General features: G+C 72.0%; 20 protein-coding genes and 1 pseudogene. 12 read left to right on the top strand and 9 right to left on the bottom strand.

All coding sequences use genetic code 11. The features are described 5' to 3' along the window. Positions 1-30: 30 nt before the first annotated feature. Both JQN84_RS08420 and galT read left to right on the top strand, forming a co-directional pair. A complete protein-coding gene (locus tag JQN84_RS08420; protein ID WP_204957789.1) occupies positions 31-837 on the top strand; it encodes a DeoR/GlpR family DNA-binding transcription regulator in 807 nt (268 codons plus the stop codon). Further along, positions 834-1,910, top strand: coding sequence for a galactose-1-phosphate uridylyltransferase (gene galT / locus JQN84_RS08415; protein WP_204957788.1), 1,077 nt, complete (start codon positions 834-836; stop codon positions 1,908-1,910). The genes JQN84_RS08420 and galT overlap by 4 nt, the downstream gene beginning before the upstream one ends. A gap of 298 nt (positions 1,911-2,208) precedes the next feature. Here the strand turns inward: galT and JQN84_RS08410 are convergent, their stop codons facing one another. From JQN84_RS08410 to JQN84_RS08400, 3 genes are all read right to left on the bottom strand, one after another. After that, positions 2,209-3,426 carry an NADP-dependent isocitrate dehydrogenase gene (locus tag JQN84_RS08410; RefSeq protein ID WP_204957787.1) on the bottom strand — a complete coding sequence of 406 codons (1,218 nt, stop codon included), beginning with the start codon at positions 3,424-3,426 and terminating at the stop codon, positions 2,209-2,211. A gap of 682 nt (positions 3,427-4,108) precedes the next feature. Beyond that, positions 4,109-5,059: a malate dehydrogenase gene (mdh, locus tag JQN84_RS08405; protein ID WP_204957786.1), complete on the bottom strand. Its 951-nt coding sequence runs from the start codon at positions 5,057-5,059 to the stop codon at positions 4,109-4,111. Positions 5,060-5,226: 167 nt separating this feature from the next. Continuing rightward, a complete protein-coding gene (locus JQN84_RS08400) occupies positions 5,227-6,087 on the bottom strand; it encodes a bifunctional methylenetetrahydrofolate dehydrogenase/methenyltetrahydrofolate cyclohydrolase (protein ID WP_204957785.1) in 861 nt (286 codons plus the stop codon). A gap of 403 nt (positions 6,088-6,490) precedes the next feature. Here JQN84_RS08400 and JQN84_RS08395 point away from each other — a divergent pair, with 403 nt between their 5' ends. The 5 genes from JQN84_RS08395 to JQN84_RS08375 all read left to right on the top strand — a co-directional run bounded on the left by JQN84_RS08395 (position 6,491) and on the right by JQN84_RS08375 (position 12,259). Continuing rightward, positions 6,491-8,095: a peptide ABC transporter substrate-binding protein gene (locus tag JQN84_RS08395; RefSeq protein WP_204957784.1), complete on the top strand. Its 1,605-nt coding sequence runs from the start codon at positions 6,491-6,493 to the stop codon at positions 8,093-8,095. A gap of 151 nt (positions 8,096-8,246) precedes the next feature. Next, positions 8,247-9,185 (top strand): ABC transporter permease, encoded by a 939-nt coding sequence (locus tag JQN84_RS08390; protein WP_204924948.1) that lies wholly within the window; start codon positions 8,247-8,249, stop codon positions 9,183-9,185. Between the two features lie 18 nt (positions 9,186-9,203). Beyond that, positions 9,204-10,160: an ABC transporter permease gene (locus tag JQN84_RS08385; RefSeq protein ID WP_204957783.1), complete on the top strand. Its 957-nt coding sequence runs from the start codon at positions 9,204-9,206 to the stop codon at positions 10,158-10,160. Positions 10,161-10,200: 40 nt separating this feature from the next. Further along, a complete protein-coding gene (locus JQN84_RS08380; protein ID WP_204957782.1) occupies positions 10,201-11,238 on the top strand; it encodes an ABC transporter ATP-binding protein in 1,038 nt (345 codons plus the stop codon). Beyond that, positions 11,222-12,259 (top strand): ABC transporter ATP-binding protein, encoded by a 1,038-nt coding sequence (locus tag JQN84_RS08375; RefSeq protein WP_204957781.1) that lies wholly within the window; start codon positions 11,222-11,224, stop codon positions 12,257-12,259. The genes JQN84_RS08380 and JQN84_RS08375 overlap by 17 nt, the downstream gene beginning before the upstream one ends. Before the next feature lie 90 nt (positions 12,260-12,349). On the opposite strand, the gene purH is transcribed toward JQN84_RS08375, so the two are convergent. Together purH and purN are read right to left on the bottom strand one after the other, a co-directional pair. After that, complete coding sequence (gene purH / locus JQN84_RS08370; protein WP_204957780.1) at positions 12,350-13,921, bottom strand: bifunctional phosphoribosylaminoimidazolecarboxamide formyltransferase/IMP cyclohydrolase; 1,572 nt, start codon at positions 13,919-13,921, stop codon at positions 12,350-12,352. Further along, on the bottom strand, positions 13,918-14,538 hold the full coding sequence (gene purN / locus JQN84_RS08365; RefSeq protein WP_088647168.1) for a phosphoribosylglycinamide formyltransferase: 621 nt from the start codon (positions 14,536-14,538) through the stop codon (positions 13,918-13,920). The genes purH and purN overlap by 4 nt, the downstream gene beginning before the upstream one ends. 185 nt (positions 14,539-14,723) lie before the next feature. On the opposite strand from purN, the gene JQN84_RS08360 reads away from it, so the two are divergent. Next, positions 14,724-15,020, top strand: a complete 297-nt coding sequence (locus JQN84_RS08360; RefSeq protein WP_088647169.1) for a CD225/dispanin family protein — start codon at positions 14,724-14,726, stop codon at positions 15,018-15,020. Between the two features lie 26 nt (positions 15,021-15,046). Further along, positions 15,047-15,649 (top strand): DUF4190 domain-containing protein, encoded by a 603-nt coding sequence (locus tag JQN84_RS08355; protein WP_204957779.1) that lies wholly within the window; start codon positions 15,047-15,049, stop codon positions 15,647-15,649. 237 nt (positions 15,650-15,886) lie between these two features. Here JQN84_RS08355 and JQN84_RS08350 read toward each other — a convergent pair. Continuing rightward, positions 15,887-17,161, bottom strand: a pseudogene (locus JQN84_RS08350) (cell division protein PerM); the annotation flags it as partial. Positions 17,162-17,317: 156 nt separating this feature from the next. Here JQN84_RS08350 and JQN84_RS08345 point away from each other — a divergent pair. After that, positions 17,318-17,575 carry a hypothetical protein gene (locus tag JQN84_RS08345; RefSeq protein ID WP_204957778.1) on the top strand — a complete coding sequence of 86 codons (258 nt, stop codon included), beginning with the start codon at positions 17,318-17,320 and terminating at the stop codon, positions 17,573-17,575. A gap of 62 nt (positions 17,576-17,637) precedes the next feature. On the opposite strand, the gene sucD is transcribed toward JQN84_RS08345, so the two are convergent. The 3 genes from sucD to icmB form a co-directional block, all read right to left on the bottom strand. Beyond that, positions 17,638-18,525: a succinate--CoA ligase subunit alpha gene (sucD, locus tag JQN84_RS08340; protein ID WP_204957777.1), complete on the bottom strand. Its 888-nt coding sequence runs from the start codon at positions 18,523-18,525 to the stop codon at positions 17,638-17,640. Between the two features lie 2 nt (positions 18,526-18,527). Continuing rightward, entirely contained in the window at positions 18,528-19,706 is a 1,179-nt protein-coding gene (sucC, locus tag JQN84_RS08335; RefSeq protein WP_204957776.1) for an ADP-forming succinate--CoA ligase subunit beta, read from the bottom strand. A 498-nt stretch (positions 19,707-20,204) separates the two neighbouring features. Then, a complete protein-coding gene (gene icmB, locus JQN84_RS08330) occupies positions 20,205-20,609 on the bottom strand; it encodes a coenzyme B12-dependent isobutyryl CoA mutase small subunit (RefSeq protein WP_204957775.1) in 405 nt (134 codons plus the stop codon). Between the two features lie 385 nt (positions 20,610-20,994). Here icmB and JQN84_RS08325 point away from each other — a divergent pair, with 385 nt between their 5' ends. Beyond that, positions 20,995-21,711 (top strand): M23 family metallopeptidase, encoded by a 717-nt coding sequence (locus JQN84_RS08325; protein ID WP_088645807.1) that lies wholly within the window; start codon positions 20,995-20,997, stop codon positions 21,709-21,711. 343 nt (positions 21,712-22,054) lie between these two features. After that, a complete protein-coding gene (locus tag JQN84_RS08320) occupies positions 22,055-22,822 on the top strand; it encodes a M23 family metallopeptidase (RefSeq protein ID WP_204958187.1) in 768 nt (255 codons plus the stop codon). Positions 22,823-22,832 lie beyond the last annotated feature (10 nt).

Below are 22,832 nucleotides of genomic sequence, written 5' to 3'. Positions count from 1 at the left end.
GCAGGTGCGGGGGCCCGGGAGGTACGGCGGATGCTGGCGCGGCAGCGGCAGGCGACGATCCTCGACCGGGTCCGCACCGCCGGTGGCGTCCGGGTCACCGAGCTGGCCGCCGAGTTCGGTGTCTCCGACATGACCATCCGGCGTGACCTGGACGCGCTGCACGACCGGGGCCTACTGGCCAAGGTGCACGGCGGGGCCACCGTCACCGACCCGGGCTCGACCGACGAACCGGGCTTCCACGCCAAGTCCGTCCGGCAGGCCGCCGAGAAGGCCGCGATCGCCACCCGGGCCGCCGAGTTGGTGCGTCCGGGTGCGGCGGTCGCCCTCTCCGCCGGCACCACCACCGCCGAGCTGGCCCGACGCCTGGTCGACGTGCCGGGGCTGACCGTGGTGACCAACTCGCTGCCGGTGGCCGAGATCCTGCACACCGCCGGCCGACCCGACCAGACCGTGGTGCTGACCGGCGGGGTACGCACCCCGTCCGACGCGCTGGTCGGCCCGCTGGCCGTGGAGGCCATCCGATCGCTGCACCTGGACCTGCTCTTCCTCGGCGTACACGGGATCACCGAGCGGGCGGGTTTCACCACCCCCAACCTGATGGAGGCGGAGACCGACCGGGCCCTGGTGGAAGCCGCCGACCGGCTGGTCGTGCTCGCCGACCACACCAAGTGGGGCACCGTCGGCATCTCCTCCATCGTCGGCCTGGGCGCCGCCGACGTGCTGGTCAGCGACGACCGGTTGGCCCCCGAGGCGCTCCGGGTGATCGACGAGAAGGTGGGCGAACTGGTGATCGTGACAGGCACGGGCCGGGCGACCGGGCGGGAGACGACGCGGTGAAGCGTACGGCGATCGAGCTGGCCGACGGCCGTGAGCTGATCTACTTCGACGAGCGGGACGACGCCGTCCGGGACCAGCCGGACCGGCGGGAGTTGCCGCCGCCCCCACCCGCCTCCCAGCTGCGCTACGACCCGCTCACCGACGAGTGGGTGGCGGTGGCGGTGCACCGGCAGACCCGGACCTTCCTCCCGCCGGCCGACCAGTGCCCGCTGTGCCCGTCGCGGGGCGACCGGCACAGCGAGATCCCCGCGCCCGACTACGATGTGGCGGTCTTCGAGAACCGGTTCCCCTCGCTGAGCCAGCGGATCGCCGACGAGCCGGCCGAGATCACCGGGTTCACCCCGGTCCGCCCCGGCCAGGGGCGCTGCGAGGTGGTCTGCTTCACCGACGACCACCAGGCGTCCTTCGCCAGCCTCTCCCCCGCCCGGGTCCGGCTGGTGCTCGACGCGCTGGCCGACCGGACCACGGCGGTCGGCGCACTGCCCGGGGTGGAGCAGGTGTTCTGCTTCGAGAACCGGGGCGTGGAGATCGGCGTGACCCTGCACCACCCGCACGGGCAGATCTACGCGTACCCGTTCGTCACGCCGCGTACCCGGTCGCTGCTGGCGGCGGCACGCCGGCACGCGGAGCGCACCGGCGGCGGCAACCTCTACGCCGACGTGCTCGCCGCCGAGCGCGCCGCCGGTGACCGGGTGGTAGCCGCCAACGAGCACTGGACGGCGTACGTGCCGGCGGCGGCCCGCTGGCCGTTCGAGGTGCACGTCGCGCCGCACCGGCCGGTGCCGGACATCCCGGCGCTCGACGACGCCGAACGGGATGCCTTCGGCCCGCTCTACCTGGACCTGCTGCGCCGGTTCGACGGGCTGTTCGACCTGCCCATGCCGTACATCGCGGCCTGGCACCAGGCGCCGGTGCGGATCGACCGGGAGTTGGGTCACCTGCACCTGCAACTGTTCAGCGTCCGGCGGGCGAGGGACAAGCTGAAGTACCTGGCTGGTTCCGAGTCCGGGATGGGGGTCTTCATCAACGACATCGCCCCCGAGCGGGCCGCCGAACTGCTGCGCGCCGCCTGACCCCGCAGGCAGGGCGCGGGGGGCCCCGGAACAGGGCCCCCCGCGGGGAAGGGACGGCTGGCTGTGCTCGACAGCCGGGAAGGCTGGCCGGCCGGCACCGGTGCCGTGCGACGGCCGACGACAACCTCCCTGGACGCGACTGGCACCACGTCCACCCAGCTCAACGACCTTTTTCCGGGCCGGTGACGCGCCCGTCACCCGGGCGGGTGGCGGCTGCGGCCTCCTGCGGGAGCCGCGCGCCGGAGACGACGGAACCCGCCGGCGGTCCGCCGACGGGTTCCGTGGGTACGGGCGAGGGTCAGGCGCCGAGCTTGCGGGCCAGGTTCTCGTCGAGGGTGTTCATGAACTCGTCGGTGGTCTGCCACGGGGCGTCCCGCGAGATGAGCAGCGCGAGGTCCTTGGTCATCTGGCCGCTCTCGACGGTGTCGACGATGACCTGCTCCAGGGTGTCGGCGAACTCGGTGACCGCCGGGGTGCCGTCCAGCTTGCCCCGGTGGGCCAGGCCCCGGGTCCAGGCGTAGATCGAGGCGATCGGGTTGGTCGAGGTCTTCTCGCCCTTCTGGTACTGCCGGTAGTGCCGGGTGACGGTGCCGTGGGCGGCCTCCGCCTCGACGGTACGGCCGTCCGGCGAGAGCAGCACGGAGGTCATCAGGCCGAGCGAGCCGAAGCCCTGCGCGACGGTGTCGGACTGCACGTCACCGTCGTAGTTCTTGCAGGCCCAGACGTAGCCGCCCTCCCACTTGAGCGCGGCGGCGACCATGTCGTCGATGAGCCGGTGCTCATAGGTGAGGCCGGCGGCGGCGAACTCGGCCTTGAACTCGTTCTCGAACACCTCGGCGAAGAGGTCCTTGAACCGACCGTCGTACGCCTTGAGAATGGTGTTCTTGGTCGACATGTAGACCGGGTAGTTGCGGTCCAGGCCGTACCGGAACGAGGCGCGGGCGAAGTCCCGGATCGACTCGTCGTAGTTGTACATGCCCATGGCGATGCCGCCGCCGGGGAAGTTGGCGACCTCCATCTCCATCGGGGTGCCGCCGTCGGCCGGGGTGTAGGTGATGGTCACCGTGCCCGGGCCGGGGACCACGAAGTCGGTGGCCTTGTACTGGTCGCCGTGGGCGTGCCGGCCGATGATGATCGGCTTGGTCCAGCCGGGGACCAGGCGCGGCACGTTCGACATGATGATCGGCTCGCGGAAGACCACGCCGCCGAGGATGTTACGGATGGTGCCGTTCGGCGACCGCCACATCTTCTTGAGGCCGAACTCCTCGACCCGGGCCTCGTCCGGGGTGATGGTGGCGCACTTGACGCCGACGCCGTGCTCCTTGATCGCGTTGGCGGCGTCGATGGTCACCTGGTCGTCGGTGGCGTCCCGGTGCTGGATCGACAGGTCGTAGTAGTGCAGGTCGACGTCGAGGTAGGGCAGGATCAGCTGCTCGCGGATCTGCTTCCAGATGATCCGGGTCATCTCGTCGCCGTCGAGCTCCACGACCGGGTTGTTTACCTTGATCTTCGCCATCGGCCGGCGCTCCTCTCGGGGGACACGTGCTCAAGCAGTACGAGCGTACTGGAAACTGGTTCGCGGCACCGAGCCGGCCTCCACCCGGCGGCACCGGCCGGCGGAAAACGCCCTGTGCGCCACGGCCGGATCTGCCAGGACCACCGGATGCCGGCCAGCCGCACCCTCGGGTCTATCACGGTCCCCGCCCCACCGACGGTGAGGGACCGTTCTTCCAGCCCTGGACGGAGGCATTCCCCGGGGCGACCGCCGCACACCGGCGCGAAACCGACCGACGCGAACCCGCCTCGGTGACCGCCGACGGCCGGTGGTGGTTGCCGTTCCGCGCCTTCGCGCTACGCGACCGTTCCGCGCCTCCCCGCCCCTCCCCGGTGATCAAGAGGTTCAGGTCACGCCAGACCGATCTCCTGACCTGAACCTCTTGATCACCCGGAGTCAACCGACCTGACGTCCGCGATCAAGAGGTTTAGGTCACGTTGGGCCGGCCTTCTGACCTAAACCTCTTGATCACTCCAAGCCAGGCGGTCCCGCGGCGGTGATCAAGAGGTTTCGGTCATGCCAGCCGGGATTCCTGACCTAAACCTCTTGATCACCGGGGCGGGGGGCCGGGGTGGGTGGCGGGGACGGCGCAGGGGCGGGACGGCTCCCGCCGTCCCGCCCCTGCGGCGGATGGTTCAGTGGATCACATGCTGGCGACGTCGGCCTGCTTGGCACGGACGGCCTCGGCGGCCTCCTTGAGGCTGGCCAGCTCGTCGGCGTCCAGGTCGGTCTCGACGACCCGCTTCACGCCCTCGGCACCGATCTCGGCCTCGACACCCAGGTAGACCCCGGAGATGCCGTACTCGCCGTCGACCCAGGCGCAGACCGGCATGACCGCGCCGGAGTCCTCGGCCACGGCCCGCGCCATCCGGGCAGCGGCGGCGGACGGCGCATAGTACGCCGAACCGGTCTTGAGCAGCGCGACGACCTCGGCACCACCGTTGCGGGTCTTGACGACCAGCTCCTCGATCTGCTCGGCGGGCATCGCGTCGCGCAGCGGCTTGCCGTTGACGGTGCTCAGCGAGGGCACCGGGACCATCGTGTCGCCGTGCGAGCCGAGGGTCAGCGTCTTCACCGACTTCACCGGTACGTCGAGGGCCTCGGCGACGAAGTTGGTGAACCGCGCGGTGTCGAGCATGCCGGCCTGGCCGAGCACCCGGTTCTTGGGGAACTGGGTGGCGAGCTGGGCCAGCGCGGTCATCTCGTCGAGCGGGTTGGACACCACGATGACGACGGCGTTCGGGGCGTACTTGGCGACGTTCTCGGCGACCTGCCGCACGATCTTGGCGTTGGTCTCCAGCAGATCCATCCGGCTCATGCCCGGCTTACGGGGCAGGCCGGCGGTGATCACGACGACGTCCGAGCCCTCGATGGCCTCGTAGCCCTCGCCGCTGGGGCCGGTGGTGACGCCGACGACCTTGGTCTCGAAGCCCTCGACCGCGCGGGACTGGTTGAGGTCCAGCGCGAGACCCGCCGGCTTGCCCTCCACGATGTCGGTGATGACGACGGTGTCGAAGACGTCGTACTCGGCCAGGCGCTGTGCGGTGGTGGAGCCGTAGAAGCCGGCCCCGACGACAGTGACCTTCTTACCCATGGTCGTCCCACTCCCTGCTACCAGTCGGTTTTCCCGACCGTAACAGTCACCCCGGCACGGTTTCGGCCAGGGGCGGTGACCATCCCCGGGATGGGGCCAACGTCACCACCGCCCGGTTCCCGACGGACGGCGCGACGGGTGCCGGGCCGGGAGACGGGCCGGGGAGGTCAGCCGCGCTCGGCGCGTTCGACGACGTTGGTGAGCAGCATGGCCCGGGTCATCGGCCCGACGCCGCCCGGCATCGGGGCGAGCCGGCCGGCGACCTGGGCCACCTCCGGGTCCACGTCGCCGGTGTAGCGGCCCTTGCCGTCGTCGCCGATCACCCGGGTGATGCCGACGTCCACCACGGTGGCCCCCGGCGTGATCATGTCGGCGGTGAGCAGGCCGGGCACCCCGGCGGCGACGATGACGATGTCGGCGGCGCGGGTGTGTGCGGCGAGGTCGAGGGTGCCGGTGTGGCAGAGGGTGACCGTCGCGTTCTCGCTGCGCCGGTTGAGCAGCAGGCCGAGCGGGCGGCCGACGGTGTTGCCCCGGCCGACGAGCGCGACGTTGGCGCCGCGCAGCGGCACGTCGTACCGGCGGAGCAGCTCGACGATGCCGCGCGGGGTGCAGGGCAGCGGACCGTCGTAGCCGAGCACCAGCCGGCCCAGGTTCACCGGGTGCAGGCCGTCGGCGTCCTTGTCCGGGTCGATCATCTCCAGCGCCCGCTGGGTGTCCAGGTGCGCCGGCAGCGGCAGCTGGACGATGTAGCCGTGGCAGCCCGGGTCGGCGTTCAGTTCGGCGAGCACGTCGTCGAGCTGTTGCTGGGTGGCGTCGGCGGGCAGCTCGCGGCGGATCGAGGCGATGCCCACCTCGGCGCAGTCGCGGTGCTTGCCGTTGACGTACGCCTCGGAGCCGGGGTCCGCGCCGACCAGGACCGTGCCCAGGCCGGGGGTGACGCCCCGCTCGGCCAACGCCTTGACCCGTACCCGCAGCTCGTCCTTGATCTTGGCTGCGGTCGCCTTGCCGTCCAGGATGATCGCCGTCACGACCAGATCGTCTCATGGCCGGCGGACGGCAGGCCGACGACGGGGAACCCGTGACTTTCCGTGAGGTGCCATTACTCACCCTGAGTGAGGGTTTTCGGCCGACCCACCTGCCGTACGGGACGGACGGGCCGGGTCGGACCCGGTCCGGACATCCGGCGACCCCGTGCCGGGACAGGCGATCCGGGGCGACGTAGCACCGGAACCGCCCTCGACACCCCGCTAGCACGCAGGGATTTTGCCCAAAGCGCTATACCAGCGAAGGTCGTCGTCGACAAGGGCGTAGCCGGTGATCGCAACACTGTCGTTGTCGTCGGGCCGAGCCCGGCCTACCGTTGCCGAACGTTGCGCAGAGTCACCCAGCGCCGGGTCCGGCTGCGCTACGTCATGAGATGAGGAGACCCCCATGCGTGTGCGCAGGCTTGCCGCCTGGACCGCTCTCCCGCTCGCGGTGACGCTGGGCCTGGCGGCCTGCGGCTCGGGCGGCGGCAGCGGAACCGGCCAGTCCGACCCCGACGCGGCCGTGCGGATCGAGATCGCCGAGCCGCAGCACCTGGTGCCGACCAACACCAACGAGACCAGCGGCTCCCAGGTGCTCGCCGCCCTGTTCAGCCCGCTGGTCGACTACGACGAGGCCAACAAGCCCCACGAGGTGGCGGCCGAGTCGGTCACGTCGTCGGACAACAGGGTCTGGACGGTCAAGCTCAAGGACGGCTACACCTTCCACAACGGCGAGCAGGTCACCGCCGACAACTACCTCGACGCCTGGAACTACGGCGCGTACGCCCCCAACGGGCAGAACTCCAGCTACTTCTTCGAGAAGATCGCCGGGTACGCCGACCTCCAGGGCGACGAGCCGGCCGCCGAGCGGCTGTCCGGGCTGAAGAAGGTCGACGACCTGACCTTCACGGTGACGCTGACCGAGCCGTACAGCGAGTTCAAGTCGATGCTCGGGTACACCGCCTTCTACCCGCTGCCGAAGGCCGCCTTCTCGGCCCCCGGCGTGCTCAGGGAGGGCTACGAGCAGGCCCCGGTCGGGCAGGGCCCGTTCCGGATGAAGGGCTCCTGGCAGCACGACGCCAAGGTCGAGGTGGAGCGCTACGACGCCTTCCCCGGCGAGCAGCCGAAGGTGGGCGGCGTGGAGTTCCGGATCTACCAGCAGCCGACCGCCGCGTACGCGGACGTGCTCTCGGACAACCTCGACGTGATCAAGACGATCCCGACCGAGAACCTGTCCACCGCCGGCACCGACCTGGGTGACCGGTTCCAGCAAAGCCCCGCGTCGTCGTTGCAGGTGCTGGCCTTCCCGACCTTCCAGAAGGAGTTCAGCAAGCCCGAGGTGCGCAAGGCGATCTCGATGGCGATCGACCGGGACGAGATCACCAAGTCGATCTTCAAGGACTCGCAGCAGCCGGCCCGCTCGTTCGTCTCGCCGGTGGTCGCCGGCTACCGGGAGAACACCATCGGCGCGGCCGGCGAGTTCGACCCGGCCAAGGCGAAGGCGGCGTACGAGGCGGCCGGCGGCCCGAAGAAGATCGAACTGTCGTACAACGGCGACGGCGGGCACAAGGACTGGATCGACGCGACCTGCAACCAGCTCAAGGCCAACCTGGGCGTGGACTGCGTCGGCACCGCCGAGCCCAAGTTCGCCGACCTGCTGACCAAGGTCAAGGCGAAGCAGCCGGTGGGTCTGTTCCGGATGGGCTGGGTGATGGACTACCCGTCGATGGAGAACTACCTCGGCCCGCTGTACAGCACCAACGGCTCGTCGAACTACTACGGCTACAGCAACCCCGAGTTCGACAAGCTCCTCGCCGAGGGCGCCAAGGCGCCGAACGAGGAGGCCGCGATCGCCAAGTACCAGGCGGCCGAGGATCTGCTGGCCGAGGACCTGCCGGTGATCCCGCTGCGCTACGGCCAGAACAACTTCGGCCACTCGACCAAGGTGAAGAACGTCCAGATGGACCTCTTCGACCGGGTCGACCTGCTGAAGATCGAGGCGGTCAGCTAGTCCGGGAGGGCGTCGGCGGCGAGCGGGCCGCCGGCACGTGCAGGCGCGTCGGCGGCAACGGGGCCGTCGGCGGGAGCAACGGGTCGGGTCATCGGTGGACGGTGACCCGACCCGCCTCCGTCTCCGCTACTTTTGGGCAAGACTGCACAGTATGTTCCGCTTCGTTCTGCGGCGTCTGCTCCAGATGGTCCTGGCCTTCTTCGGGACCACCCTGATCGTGTACGCCCTGATGTTCGCCGGCCAGGGCGACCCGATCCAGGCGCTGGCCGGAGAACGGCCGGTGACCCCGGCGCAGCGGGCGTACCTGACGGAGAAGTTCCACCTCGACCGCACCGGCGTCGGCGGCTTCCTCTACCGCTACCTCGACTACCTCAAGAACCTGCTCCAGGGTGACCTCGGGCAGTCGCTGACCGGCCGGTCGATCGGGGACATCCTCGCCGCCGCCTGGCCGGTCACCGTCAAGCTGGCGCTGATCGCGATGGCCGTGACGATCCTGTTCGGGGTCACCGCCGGGGTCCTCGCCGGCATCCGCCGGGCCAGCCTGTTCGACAACGCCACCCTGGTGCTGACCCTGCTGGTGCTGGGCATCCCCACCATCGTGCTGGCCCCGCTCGCCCAGTACCTGCTCGGCGTCCGCTGGCCGGTCTTCCCCCCGACCGCCGGCGCCGACCCCGACCTTTGGGCCCTGCTGCTGCCCGGCATCGTGCTCGGCTCGCTGTCGCTGGCCACCGCGCTGCGGCTGACCCGTACCTCGGTCGCCGAGAACCTGCGCGCCGACTACGTGCGTACCGCCCGGTCGAAGGGGCTGGCCCGGCGGCGGATCATCGGCGTGCACGTGCTGCGCAACTCGCTCATTCCCGTGATCACCTTCCTCGGCGTCGAACTGGGCAACCTGATGAGCGGCGCGATCATCACCGAGGGCGTGTTCAACATCCCCGGCGTCGGTTTCAACCTGTTCCGGGGCATCCGCACCGAGGACGGCCCGCTGGTGGTGGGCATCGTCAGCGTCCTCGTCGTGGTCTACCTCGTCGCCAACCTGGTGGTCGACGTCCTGTACGCCGTCCTCGACCCGAGGATCCGCTATGAGTGAACGCAGCGAGGTGCCGGCATGAGCGACTTCGAGACGGTGGCGGCGACGGAGGACCAGGCCGCCCGGCGCGGGGTCTCCGGCGAGCCCGGGACGCCCGACCGGGTCGGCGTACCGCACAAACCCCGCAGCCTGGCCGGGGACGCCTGGCGCGACCTGCGCCGCAAACCGGTCTTCTGGATCAGCCTGGTGCTGGTCGTGCTGGTCGCCGCGATGGCCGCCGTGCCGTCGCTGTTCACCGCGAACGACCCGCGCGACTGCGTGCTGTCCCGCCAGCACGCCGGGCCGTCCGGTGGAGCCGTCTTCGGGTACGACTTCCAGGGCTGCGACACGTACGCCCGCGCCGTCTACGGGGCCCGCGCCTCGCTGCTGGTCGGCGCGTTGTCCGCCCTGCTCACCGGGGCGATCGCGCTGGTCGTCGGGATGGTGGCCGGGTACTTCGGCCGCTGGGTCGACGCGGTGCTCTCCCGGGTGATCGACATCGTGCTCGGCATCCCGCTGCTGCTGGCCGCGATCGTGCTGCTCAAGCGGGTCAGCACCAGCAGCGACACGGTACGGCTGTTCGCGGTGATCTTCGTGCTGGCGGTGCTCGGCTGGACCACCGCCGCCCGGGTCGTCCGATCCTCGGTGATCACCGCCAAGGAGCAGGACTACGTGGCCGCCGCCCGGATGCTCGGCGCGGGCCACGGCCGGATCATGTGGCGGCACATCCTGCCCAACGCGCTCGCCCCGGCGATCGTGGTGCTGACCATCGCGCTCGGCTCGTTCATCGCCGCCGAGGCGACGCTGAGCTTCCTCGGCATCGGGCTGAAGGCCCCGACCATCTCCTGGGGCATCGAGATCGACGCCGGCCGGGTGCACATGCGCGAGTCGGCGACGCCACTGGTCGTCCCGTCGGCCTTCCTCGCGCTGACCGTGCTCGCGTTCATCATGCTCGGCGACGCGATCCGCGACGCCTTCGACCCGAAGCTGCGGTGAGGCCGATGTCCACCCCGGGCGCGAGCGAGAGGCAGATCCGGTGACCGAGTCCGCACCCCGGCCCACGCCGGCCTCACCCACCCCGCCCGGCGGCCACCTGCTGGACGTCCGCGACCTGCACGTCGAGTTCCGTACCGGCGAGGGGGTGGCCAAGGTGATCAACGGGGTCTCCTACCACCTGGACCCGGGCGAGACGCTCGCCGTGCTCGGCGAGTCCGGCTCCGGCAAGTCGGTCACCGCCCAGGCGGTCATGGGCATCCTGGACACCCCACCGGCGGTGATCCGTTCCGGTCAGATCCGCTACCGGGGCCGCGACCTGCTCACCCTGCCCGAGGAGCAGCGCCGGCAGGTACGCGGCAAGGAAATCGCGATGATCTTCCAGGACGCCCTGTCGGCGTTGAACCCGGTCTTCCCGGTCGGCTGGCAGATCGGCGAGACGCTGCGCCACCGCGACGGGCTGTCCCGCGCCGACGCCCGACGGCGGACCGTCGAGCTGATGGACCTGGTACGCATCCCCGGTGCGGCCGGACGGCTCGGCGACCACCCGCACCAGTTCTCCGGCGGCATGCGGCAACGCGTCATGATCGCCATGGCGCTGGCGCTGAACCCGAAGGTGCTGATCGCCGACGAGCCGACCACCGCCCTCGACGTCACCGTGCAGGCCCAGATCATGGACCTGCTGGCCGACCTGCGCCGCGACCTCGACATGGCGATGATCCTGATCACCCACGACCTGGGCGTGGTGGCCGGCGTCGCGGACCGGATCGCCGTCATGTACGCCGGCCGGATCGTCGAGCACGCCGACGTCCACCCGCTGTACCGGGCACCGGCCCACCCGTACACCAGGGGGTTGCTGGCCTCGATCCCCCGACTGGACGTGCGCGGCCGGGAACTGTCCACTATCCGGGGCCTGCCGCCGAACCTGATGCGCATCCCGGACGGCTGCCCGTTCCACCCCCGCTGCCCGTACGTGCAGCAGGTGTGCGTGGACGTGGTGCCCGACGACCTGGTCCTCGCCGACGGCCGGACCAGCGCGTGCCACTTCGCGCAGGAGGTCCACGATGACCGCGACCGCTGACCCGACCAAGGTCCGGGGCGAGACCATCCTCGCCGTCGACGACCTGGTCAAACACTTCCCGATCACCCGGGGGGTGCTGTTCCGGCGGCAGGTCGGCGCGGTCCGCGCCGTCGACGGGGTCAGTTTCACCCTGCGCCGGGGCGAGACGCTCGGCATCGTCGGCGAGTCCGGCTGTGGCAAGTCGACCCTCGCCCGGGTGCTGATGCGGCTGGAGACACCGACCTCCGGCCGGGCCACCCTCCAGGGCCGGGACCTGCTCTCCGCCGCCGGGGGCGAGCTGCGCCGGCTGCGCCGCAACATGCAGATGGTGATGCAGGACCCGTACACCTCGCTGAACCCGCGGATGACGGTGGGCGACATCATCGGCGAGCCGTTCGACATCCACCCCGACGCCGCCCCGAAGGGCAGCAAGCGCGGCCGGGTGCAGGAGCTGCTGGACGTGGTCGGCCTGAACCCGGAGCACGTCAACAGGTACCCGCACCAGTTCTCCGGCGGGCAGCGGCAGCGCATCGGCATCGCCCGCGCGCTCGCCCTGCGCCCCGAGGTGATCGTCTGCGACGAGCCGGTCTCCGCCCTGGACGTCTCGATCCAGGCCCAGGTGATCAACCTGTTGGAGCAGCTCCAGGACGAGTTCGGGCTGTCGTACGTGTTCATCGCGCACGACCTGTCGGTGGTCCGGCACATCTGCGACCGGGTCGCGGTGATGTACCTCGGCCGGATCGTCGAGATCGGCACCGAGGAGGAGATCTACGAGCGGGCCACCCACCCGTACACCCAGGCGCTGCTGTCGGCGGTGCCGGTGCCCGACCCGCAGGCCCGGGGCGCGGCCGGCATCATCCGGTTGACCGGCGACGTGCCCAGCCCGGCCGACCCGCCGTCCGGCTGCCACTTCCGCACCCGCTGCTGGAAGGCCGAGGAGATCTGCGCCCGGGAGGACCCGCCGACCGTCCCCCGCCCCGCCGACCCGCACCCCAGCGCCTGCCACTTCGCCGCCCTGCGCGACCCGCCGGGCGGGGGGTGACACCGCCCACCGCCGCCGGACACACCTGCGGCCGAGCGCGGATGCCGCTCGGCCGCAGGTGGTACGCCGGGTCGGGCCCGGCCGGGTGGATCAGTGGAAGAAGTGCCTGGTGCCGGTCAGGTACATGGTGACGCCGGCCTGCTGGCAGGCGGCGATGGTCTCCTCGTCGCGGACCGAGCCGCCGGGCTGGACGATCGCCCGCACCCCGGCATCGATCAGGATCTGCGCGCCGTCGGCGAACGGGAAGAAGGCGTCGGAGGCGGCGACGGAGCCCCGGGCCCGCTCCGCACCGGCCCGGCTGACCGCCAGCCGGGCCGAGTCGACCCGGTTGACCTGGCCCATCCCGACCCCGACCGACGCGCCGTCCTTCGCCAGCAGGATCGCGTTGCTCTTGACCGCGCGGACCGCCCGCCAGGCCAGCGCCAGGTCCCGCAGGGTGGCCTCGTCGGCCGCCTCGCCGGTGGCGAGCTTCCAGTTGGCCGGGTCGTCGCCCGCGGCGTCGATCCGGTCCCGCTGCTGGACGAGGACCCCGCCGGTGACCTGCCGCCACTCGGCCGGCAGCGGGGCGAAGGCCGGGGCGCGCAGCAGCCGGATGTTCTTCTTGCCCTGGAGGATCTCCACCGCGCCGGGCTCGAACTCCGGTGCCACCAGCACCTCGGTGAAGATCTCCGCGACCTGCCCGGCCAGCTCCACCGAGACCGGCAGGTTGACGGCGATCACCCCGCCGAAGGCGGAGACCGGGTCGCAGGCGTGCGCCTTGCGGTGCGCCTCGGCGACGTCCGCGCCGACGGCGATGCCGCACGGGTTGGCGTGCTTGATGATCGCCACCGCCGGCTCGTCGGGGAAGTCGTTCGCGGCCCGCCAGGCGGCGTCCGCGTCGACGTAGTTGTTGTAGGACATCTCCTTGCCGTGCAACTGCTCGGCCTGGGCCAGCCCCGGTGGGCTGCCCGGGTCGGCGTAGACGGCGGCGCCCTGGTGCGGGTTCTCGCCGTAGCGCAGCGTCGCCTGCCGGCGCAGCGCCAGCCCGGCGAAGTGCGGCCAGCCGTCCTCGGCCGGGGCGGCGGTGCCGGCGAACCAGTCGGCGACCGCCACGTCGTACTCGGCGATGTCGGCGAACGCGCGGGCGGCCAGCGCCCGCCGCTGGGCCAGCGTGAACCCGCCCTCGGCCAGCGCGGCGACCAGCGCCGGGTACGCGGCCGGGTCGGTCACCACGGCGACCGAGGCGTGGTTCTTGGCGGCGGCCCGGACCATCGCCGGCCCGCCGATGTCGATCTGCTCGATGCACTCGTCCGGGGACGCGCCGGAGGCGACGGTGGCCTGGAACGGGTAGAGGTTGGAGACCAGGACGTCGATGCCGGCGATGCCGTGCTCGTCGAGCTGCGCGCCGTGCGACTCCTTGCGCAGGTCGGCCAGGAGCCCGCCGTGGATCTTGGGATGCAGGGTCTTGACCCGGCCGTCGAGGATCTCGGGGAAGCCGGTCACCTGCTCGACCGGGGTCACCGGCACCCCCGCACCGGAGATCGTCGACGCGGTGGAACCGGTCGAGACGATCTCGACCCCCGCCTCGTGCAGCGTCCGGGCCAGCTCGACCAGACCGCTCTTGTCGTAGACGCTGACCAGCGCCCGCCTGATCGGGCGGCGGGAGTCCTGCGGGGCACTCACGGAACCGTGACCTTTCTTCCGGTGATCGTCCAACCTGCACGGACCAGGCGACCGACCTGCTCGACGAGCTGGCGGCGCTCGGCTTCCTTGATGCGCTCGGTGAGCGTCTCCTCGTCGTCGTCGTCGAGGACCGGCACCGCCACCTGCGCGACGATCGGGCCGGTGTCCATCCCGGCGTCGACGAAGAAGAGGGTGGCCCCGGTGACCTTGACGCCGTAGGCGAGCGCGTCGCGGGGGCCGTGGATGCCGGGGAACGCCGGCAGCAGCGTGTTGTGCGTGTTCAGGTAGCGGTCGCCGAAGGCCGCCAGGAACTGCGGCCCGACCAGCTTCAGGAAACCCGCCGAGATCACCAGGTCGGGCCGGTGCTCGGCGACGTGCGCGGTGAGCGCCTTGTCCCAGTCGGCACGGGTGGGGTGGTCCTTCACCCGGTCGACGAAGGTCGGCACCCCGGCGGCGGCGGCCCGGTCCAGCCCGACGATGCCGTCCCGGTCGGCGCCGACGGCCACCACCCGGGCCCCGTAGCCGGGGTCGGCGGTGGCGTCCAGCAGCGCCTGGAGGTTGCTGCCGGAGCCGGAGACGAGGACGACGAGGCGGGCGACGGACGCGGGCTCGGTCACCCGGCCACCCTAGCGGGCAGGTCGGCACGCCCATCCTGCGGGCGGCGACGTTTCGGGTGATCACGCGTGTCGCCCCGGCACGGTACGCTGCCGGTCGCCCGGTGGCCGGGCCGTGCCCGCCACCGCACCCCATAGCCAATGATCAGGTACGGACGCCGTACCGACGTGAACGAGGAGCACCTCAGATGCAGCCCGGTTACCCCAACCCGCAGCAGCCGATCAACAACAACATGACCGCGTCGATCGTGGCCATCTTCTTCTTCTGGCCGCTGGCGATCCCCGCCATCATCAACGCCTCGAAGGTCAACCCGGCCCTGCAGCAGGGCGACTACGCGGGCGCCGAGGCCGCCGCCCGGGAGTCCAAGAAGTGGTCGAAGCTGGCCTTCATCATCGGTGGTGTGTGGCTCGTCATCGTGCTGCTGTGCTGCCTCTTCGGTGGTGTGATGGGTGCGATCGACGGCAGCAGCACCAGCAGCTACTGACGGCCCACGACTGAGGAGCAGCCGAGATGCAGCCCGGAAACCCCGGCCACGACCCGTACGGCCAGCAGCCCCCGCACGATCCGTACGGGCAGCAGCCCGTCCCGGGCCAGCCGCAGGACCCGTACGCCGCGCCGCAGGCACCGTACGGGCAGCAGCCGGCGACGCCGTACGGTGAACAGCCGCCGTACGGCCAGCAGCCCCCGCACGACCCGTACGGCCCCCAGCCCACCTCGGGCCAGCCGTACGGTCAGCCACTCCAGCCGGACCCGTACGGCCAGCCCGTCCACAAGGACCCCTACGGGCAGCAGCCGTACGCCGCGGCGGCCGGCTCCTACCCGGGGGCCGGCTACCCGACGCCGCAGGGGCAGCAGAACACCCTCGGCCTGGTGTCGCTGATCCTCGGCATCGCGTCCCTGCCGCTGCTCTGCTGCCTCTTCCTGGGCCTCCCGGTCGCCATCGGCGCGGTGATCACCGGCTGGCTGGGCATGCAGAAGGCGAACCAGGGCCTGGCCAGCAACGGCGGTCAGGCCAAGGCCGGCCTGATCTGCGGGGCGGTCGCGGTCGGCCTCGGCATCCTGCTGCTGCTGCTCAACCTCATCGGCAGTTTCACGCTCCCCACCTCGCCCTGACCCGGGCCGGCACGATCGAGGGGCGTCCCGGCACCGTCCGGGGCGCCCCTCGCCGCGTGTCCGGCAGGGCCACCCGGCGGTCGGGCCGGCCGGTCAGTCCGGAACCGGGCGGGCCGGCCGTTCCTCGGTGCCCCGGGTCGGCCGGTGCCGCTCCCCGGCCGGGTCGGACCGTTCCGGAGCCCTCCGGGGGCGGCCGGCGGGCGGGCGGGGCCGGGCGGCCGGGCGGGCCGACGACGGCCGGTCGAGCACCTTGGCGGCGGCGGCCCCGAGCAGCGCGCCGACGGTGACCACCGCGGTCGCCACCGCCGCCACCTGCCACGGCACCGGGCCGATCACGGCCAGCCGGCCGCCGCCGAGCGGGCCGCCGGAGGCCGCCGCGGCGAGCCCGACGACCAGGCCGACCACCGGACCGGCGAGCACGGCCGGGCCGAGCAGCGCCGGCCAGGCCGGCGGGGTCCACTCGTCGGCGTCCGGGCGGAGCAGCCGGCGGGCGAGCAGCCAGCCCGCCGTCATGCCGGCCAGCACCGGCACCGCCAGCAGCGCCGCGCCGAGCCCGTCGACCGGGCCGCTGGGCAGCCCGGCGAGCAGCGGTACGGCCGGCAGCGACCCGACGGAGACCTCGCTGAGCCGGACCGCCGTGCCGGTGCCGACGGCGAACCCTGGGCCGAGCAGGTAGGCCGTCGACCAGACGGTGGCGTTCGGCGCGTAGGCGAGGCTGACCAGGGTGATGCCGGCCTGCCCGGCGACCCCGGTCCGGTAGGCCCCGATCAGGTCGGCGGCGTCTCCGCCGCCGGTCGCCACCGCAAGGCCCGCCGCGCTCGCCCCGGCGGCGAGCAGCAGCAGGGCGGCGACCAGGCCGGTGCGGACCCCGTCGCGCAGCACCGGTGCGGCACGGTCGGCGACCAGGCGGGTGACCCCGGTGGTGCGGGCCGCCCCGACCAGCGCGGCCAGCGTGCCGAAGAGCAGCAGGGTCAGCCCGGACCGGACCGGGGACACCCGCAGGCCGCTGCTGTCGACGAGCAGCGCGGCCAGGACGCCGAACACGGCGTATCCGAGGCCGACCGCGAGGGCGACGGTGGCCGCCCGTCGGGGTGACCGGCCGTCGCGCGCGCCGACCGCGCGGCTGGCGTGCACCCCGGCCCGGGTCAGCCGCCAGAAGGCGAAGGCGCAGAGCGTCAGCGGGACGAGGCCGAGCCGGCCGGCGGTGGTCTCCAGCGGCACCCCGTGACCGAGCAGCCAGCCGGCGAGCCCGGCGCGCAGCGCACCGACCAGCGAGCCGGCGTCCTCGCTGAACTGGGCCAGCCCGAGCACCACCGCCACCGGCAGGTACGAGGTGACGGCGGCGCCGGCCGCGGCCACCCCGGCGGCGACGGGCAGCGGCGCCCGGGAGCGCCCGGACTGCTCCGGCCGGCGGGGTGCGGGCACCCGGGCGCCGCCGGCACGGCCTGGCGGCCGGCCGCCGGTGCGGGCACCGCTGGGACGGCGGGGCTGATCAGGGGTGGTCGAGGACATCGGCTCTACTCTGGCATGCCGCGCCGGTGGTGGCTGCCCGTCGGGGCCGCCCGGGGCCGGCGAGTTCCGTGATCCACCGCCGTGGGGCCCCGATCCGGTCTAGCCTCGGCGCAGGGACGCGACCGAAGTCGCGGCACCGATCGCCCGGAGGAAGCCGTGAACGCTCCGTACCCACCGCCACCGGCCGCGGCCGGGCGGGACCGCACCACGCTCTGGGGGGTGCTCGGCATCGTCCTCGGCCTGATCTGCTGCGGAATCCTGGGCATCATCTTCGGTTACCTGTCGATCCGCGACGCCAAGCGGTACGGCCAGTCGCCGGTCCTCGGCTACCTGGCGATCGCGTTCGGCGTGATCAACATCATCGGCACCGCGATCTGGCGGGCCAGCGGGAACTACCCGCTCTGGAACGACTGAGGGGGCCGACCGTCTCCGGTCGACCCCCTGCGTCGCTCGCTCGGGTGGGTGCGGTGCACGGCTCAGCGGCCGGACATCAGCTCCCGCATCAGCTTGGCGGTCTCGGTCGGGGTCTTGCCGACCTTGACGCCGACCGCCTCCAGGGCCTGCTGCTTGGCCTCGGCGGTGCCCGCCGAACCGGAAATGATCGCGCCCGCGTGCCCCATGGTCTTGCCGGGGGGCGCGGTGAAGCCGGCGATGTAACCGACCACCGGCTTGGTGACGTTGTCCTTGATGAACTCGGCGGCCCGCTCCTCGGCGTCGCCACCGATCTCGCCGATCATCACGATGGCGTCGGTCTCCGGGTCGGCCTCGAACGCGGCGAGCGCGTCGATGTGGGTGGTCCCGATGATCGGGTCACCGCCGATGCCGACGCAGGTGGAGAAGCCGATGTCGCGCAGCTCGTACATCATCTGGTAGGTCAGCGTGCCGCTCTTGCTGACCAGGCCGATCCGGCCGGAGCCGGTGATGTCGGCCGGGATGATGCCGGCGTTGGACGCGCCAGGCGAGGCGATGCCGGGGCAGTTCGGCCCGATGATCCGGGTCTGCTCACCCTTGGCGACGTTGTACGCCCAGAACGAGGCGGTGTCGTGCACCGGCACGCCCTCGGTGATCACCACGGCGAGCGGGATGCCGGCGTCGATCGCCTCGACCACCGCCCCCTTGGTGAACTGCGGCGGTACGAAGATCACCGTGGCGTCCGCCCCGGTCTCCCGCATCGCGTCCGCCACGGAGGCGAACACCGGCAGCTCGGTGCCGTCGAAGTCGACGGTGGTGCCGGCCTTGCGCGGATTCACCCCGCCGACCACGGTGGTGCCGGCAGCGAGCATCCGCCGGGTGTGCTTGGAACCCTCGGAGCCGGTCATCCCCTGCACGATGACCTTGGACTCCTTGGTCAGCCAGATCGCCATCGTCAGACCCCCGCAGCAGCCAGCTCGGCGGCCCGCTCGGCCGCGCCGTCCATGGTGTCGACCCGCTGCACCAGCGGGTTCCCGGCGCCGTCGAGGATCGCCCGACCGGCCTCCGCGTTGTTGCCGTCGAGCCGGACCACGAGCGGCTTGGTGACCTTCTCGCCGCGCTCCTCCAGCAGGGCCAACGCCTGGATGATGCCGTTGGCGACCTCGTCGCAGGCGGTGATGCCGCCGAAGACGTTGACGAAGACGCTGCGCACCGACGGGTCGGACAGCACGATCTCCAGGCCGTTGGCCATCACCGCGGCGCTCGCGCCGCCGCCGATGTCGAGGAAGTTGGCCGGCTTGACGTTGCCGTGCCGCTCGCCCGCGTAGGCCACCACGTCGAGGGTGGACATGACCAGGCCCGCGCCGTTGCCGATGATGCCGACCTCGCCGTCGAGCTTGACGTAGTTGAGGTCCTTCTCCTTGGCGGCCTGCTCCAGCGGGTCCACCGCGGCCTGGTCGACCAGGGCCTCGTGGTCCGGGTGCCGGAAGCCGGCGTTCTCGTCCAGGGTGATCTTGGCGTCGAGCAGCAGCAGCGTGCCGTCGCCCGTCTTGGCCAGCGGGTTCACCTCGACCAGGGTGGCGTCCTCGGCGACGAACGCCTTCCACAGCCCGACCGCGACCGCGACGACCTGGTCGGCGACCTCGGCCGGGAACCCGGCCGCGTCGACGATCTCCCGGGCCTTCGCCTCGTCCACACCCTCGACCGCGTCGATCGGGGCCTTGACCACCTTGTCGGGGGTCTCGGCGGCGACCTGCTCGATGTCCATGCCGCCGGCCACGCTGGCGATGCAGAGGAAGGTGCGGTTCGCCCGGTCGAGCAGGTAGGAGAAGTAGTACTCCTCGGCCACGTCCGCGGTCACCGTGATCATGACCTTGTGGACGGTGTGGCCCTTGATGTCCATGCCGAGGATGTCGGTGGCCCTGGCCACCGTCTCGTCGGCGCCCTCGGCCAGCTTGACGCCGCCGGCCTTGCCTCGGCCGCCGACCTTCACCTGCGCCTTGACGACCACCCGGCCGCCGAGGCGTTCGGCGATCGCGCGGGCCTCCTCCGGGGTCGTGGCGACGCCGCCGGCGAGCACGGGCAAGCCGTGCCGCTCGAACAGGTCCCGCCCCTGGTACTCGTACAGGTCCACGATTGCGCGTCCCGTCCCGTCTCCGCGGCGCGCCGTCGCGCCGCCGCCAGCGTTGTGGAAACTCCGTTGACGCCTGTCATCAGTTGAAACAGGCCATTGGCCGCAGCCTAGCGAGGTGGGCACCGGCGGCAACCGAGCGGGTGCGCGGTGTGCGGTAATGCACAGCGCGCCGCCGACGACTCGCCGGTGGCACAAATTGGTCCACAGGTTGTCCCACGCAACGCGTAACCCCACGGTACGGGCGTCGTTGAGTCTGATGTCGGAGCGCTGATCAGCGCGAAGACGGGAGCGGCCGATGCCCTGTCGGTCGAGGGGTGGCGGCGGGGCATCGTGCATAGAAGGGCCGGGCGTGTGAGGGGTGCGTCCGGCCCTTCACCCTGCCCGGATTCGGCAACCCGCCCCTCCCGGCCACCGCCTCACCGTACGACGCGACGGCGGCGGCCCGGAACGGGTCCACCACCGTCGGTGTACGGACGGGTGCGGCGCACCCGCAGGTCGTCAGGCGACCGGCTGGGCCACGTTGGCGCGGACCCACTCGACGATCGACTGGGTGGTCGCCCCCGGCGTGAAGATCTTCCTGACGCCGATCTCCATCAACTCGGGGATGTCGGCGTCGGGGATGATGCCGCCGCCGAAGACGACGACGTCCCGCGCGTCCCGCTCGGCGAGCAACTCCAGCACCCGGCGGAAGAGCGTCATGTGCGCGCCGGAGAGCACCGACAGGCCGACCGCGTCGGCGTCCTCCTGGACGGCGGTCTCGACGATCTGCTCCGGGGTCTGGTGCAGGCCGGTGTAGATGACCTCCATACCCGCGTCACGCAGGGCACGCGCCACCACCTTGGCACCCCGGTCGTGGCCGTCGAGGCCCGGCTTCGCGACGACTACCCGGATACGAGAGTTCATCAGCGCACACCCTTCACGGCTCCGCGGCTACCAGCTGAACGAACGGTAACCCGGCCCACCGGGGGTGGAGAACCCGGGCCGGACCCCTACCGTCCCGGCCCGCCCCCGGGAAGCCGGACGCCTCCGCCGATCGGTCACTGTGCGCGACGAACGGGCAGGAAGGGGGACAGCCGTCCGGCGCGTGGAGCTATGACAATGATGGACGGAAAGGGACAGAACGAATCGCCGATCCGGGGGGCACGCTTGTGACCGGCGCGGCGGAGGGCTAACGTGTCCACGGTTGTCATCAGGTCCACGGACGGGTGATGACGCGATCAACGATCGTCGGGGCGGCTGCGCCGATCGGTCGGAGGTTGCATCGGATCCCCGACAACGGAGGGTGTGCGTGCGCCAGCGCCTGTCGTCTGAGCCCGATAGATATCGCGGCCGTCGCCGCGTGCCCACCCCCCCGCGGAGCCGTTACGCGGCGGTTGTGACCACCGCGTTCGTCGGCGCCGGGATCGTCGCGCTCGGCGCGGGGGCGATGCCGGACGCCAAGAGCGTCAGCCCGTCGGTCCTCGACGAGCTGCGGCAGGCCTCGATCACCAGCCAGGACGCCGCCGCCCGTGCCGACGCCGCCGACCGGGCCACCCGCAGCGACGCCCGGGACAGCCAGCCGGGCGTCGACGAGCAGGACCCGTGGCTGCTGCCCATGCAGGGCTACGACTTCAACTCCCCGTACGGCATGCGCTGGGGCAAGCTGCACACCGGCATCGACCTGGTCGCGCCGGAGGGCACCCCCTACGTGGCCATCCACTCCGGCACGGTCACCAAGGCCGGCTGGTTCGGCGGCTACGGCTACGCGGTGATCGTGCAGCACGCCGACGGCAGCGAGGCCATCTACGGCCACTCCTCGGCGGTGAGCGTGCACGAGGGCCAGCAGGTGAAGGCGGGCGACCAGCTCGGACTGGTCGGCAACACCGGCCACTCCTACGGCGCGCACCTGCACCTGGAGGTCCATGTCAAGGGCCAGCCCCTCGACCCGGTGCCGTGGCTGCAGGAACGCGGAGTGGACATCAAGCTGCAAGTCGAGGCGTACTACACCGAAGCAGCCGCTTCCTGACGCTCGGTAACGCCTGCTCACCGCCCGGATCTACGGATCCGGGCGGTTTTTCGTGCGGCCAAGTCTGCTGCGTCACACTCCGCAGTGTGACCGAGCCCACGGTCGGGCCGGTGGAGGCAACAGGTCAGACGACACCCCGACGGGACATAGCCGGTCAGGCCGCCGGACGATCCGGGCTACCCGTCGGTACCCGTACCCGGCCAGGCGCGCTTCGACACCCAGGATGGTCCGGGTCCGAAACCCCCTGAGTAGTTGAAGGTCCACCGTGCTGGAAGACAACAACCGCCCGGACGACGGCACCACCCGCGCCGGGAACCCCACCCGCACCGGCCCCGGAGCCCGGATCTCGGCCGCCGTGGTCCGGCACCGCAGGCGTCACCCGCGGGGCGTACGCACCCTGACCCTCGGCCTCGCCGCGCTGGTCGGCCTCGGCCTGGCCGGGGTCGCCACGGTCACCGCCCTGGACCGGGACGACGCCCCCGAACCGGCGGCCGTCGCGCTCGACGCCCGGGAGCGGGCCGAGGCCGCCGCCCGCGCCGACCGGTCTACCCGCGAGTCGGCCGCCCCGGCCAGCCCCACCGCCGTGCCGAGCCCCACCAGCGCCAGTCCCACCCCGACGGCCACGGCCACCCGGAAGGCCGCCGTGAAGTCGAAGGTCACCGCGAAGCCCAAGGTCACCGCGCGGAAGACGACCGCGCCGAAGCCGAAGCCGTCCTGGGTGATCCCGATGGCCGGCGCGCAGATCACCTCCTGCTACGGGGAGCGCTGGGGCACCCTGCACGCCGGCATCGACTTCGCCCTGCCGGCCGGCACCCCGATCCGCGCCGCCGCCGCCGGCACGGTCGTCAAGGCCGGCGACGTCGGCGACGGCTACGGCATCTCGGTCTTCATCGACCACGGCAACGGCTACCTGACCCACTACGCCCACCAGAGCAGCGTGAAGGTCGCCGTCGGAGACCGGGTCGGCGTCGGCGAGGTGATCGGCTACGAGGGCTCCACCGGCGACTCCACCGGCCCGCACCTGCACTTCGAGGTGCACCAGGGGCAGATGTGGAACCAGATCGACCCGGCGCCGTTCCTGCGCGCCCGGGGCATCGACGTGGCCTGCTGAGCCGTACCAC

Source organism: Micromonospora humidisoli (genome assembly GCF_016900955.1).
Classification (GTDB): domain Bacteria; phylum Actinomycetota; class Actinomycetes; order Mycobacteriales; family Micromonosporaceae; genus Micromonospora; species Micromonospora wenchangensis.
This window is presented reverse-complemented; position numbering and strand designations above follow the sequence as displayed.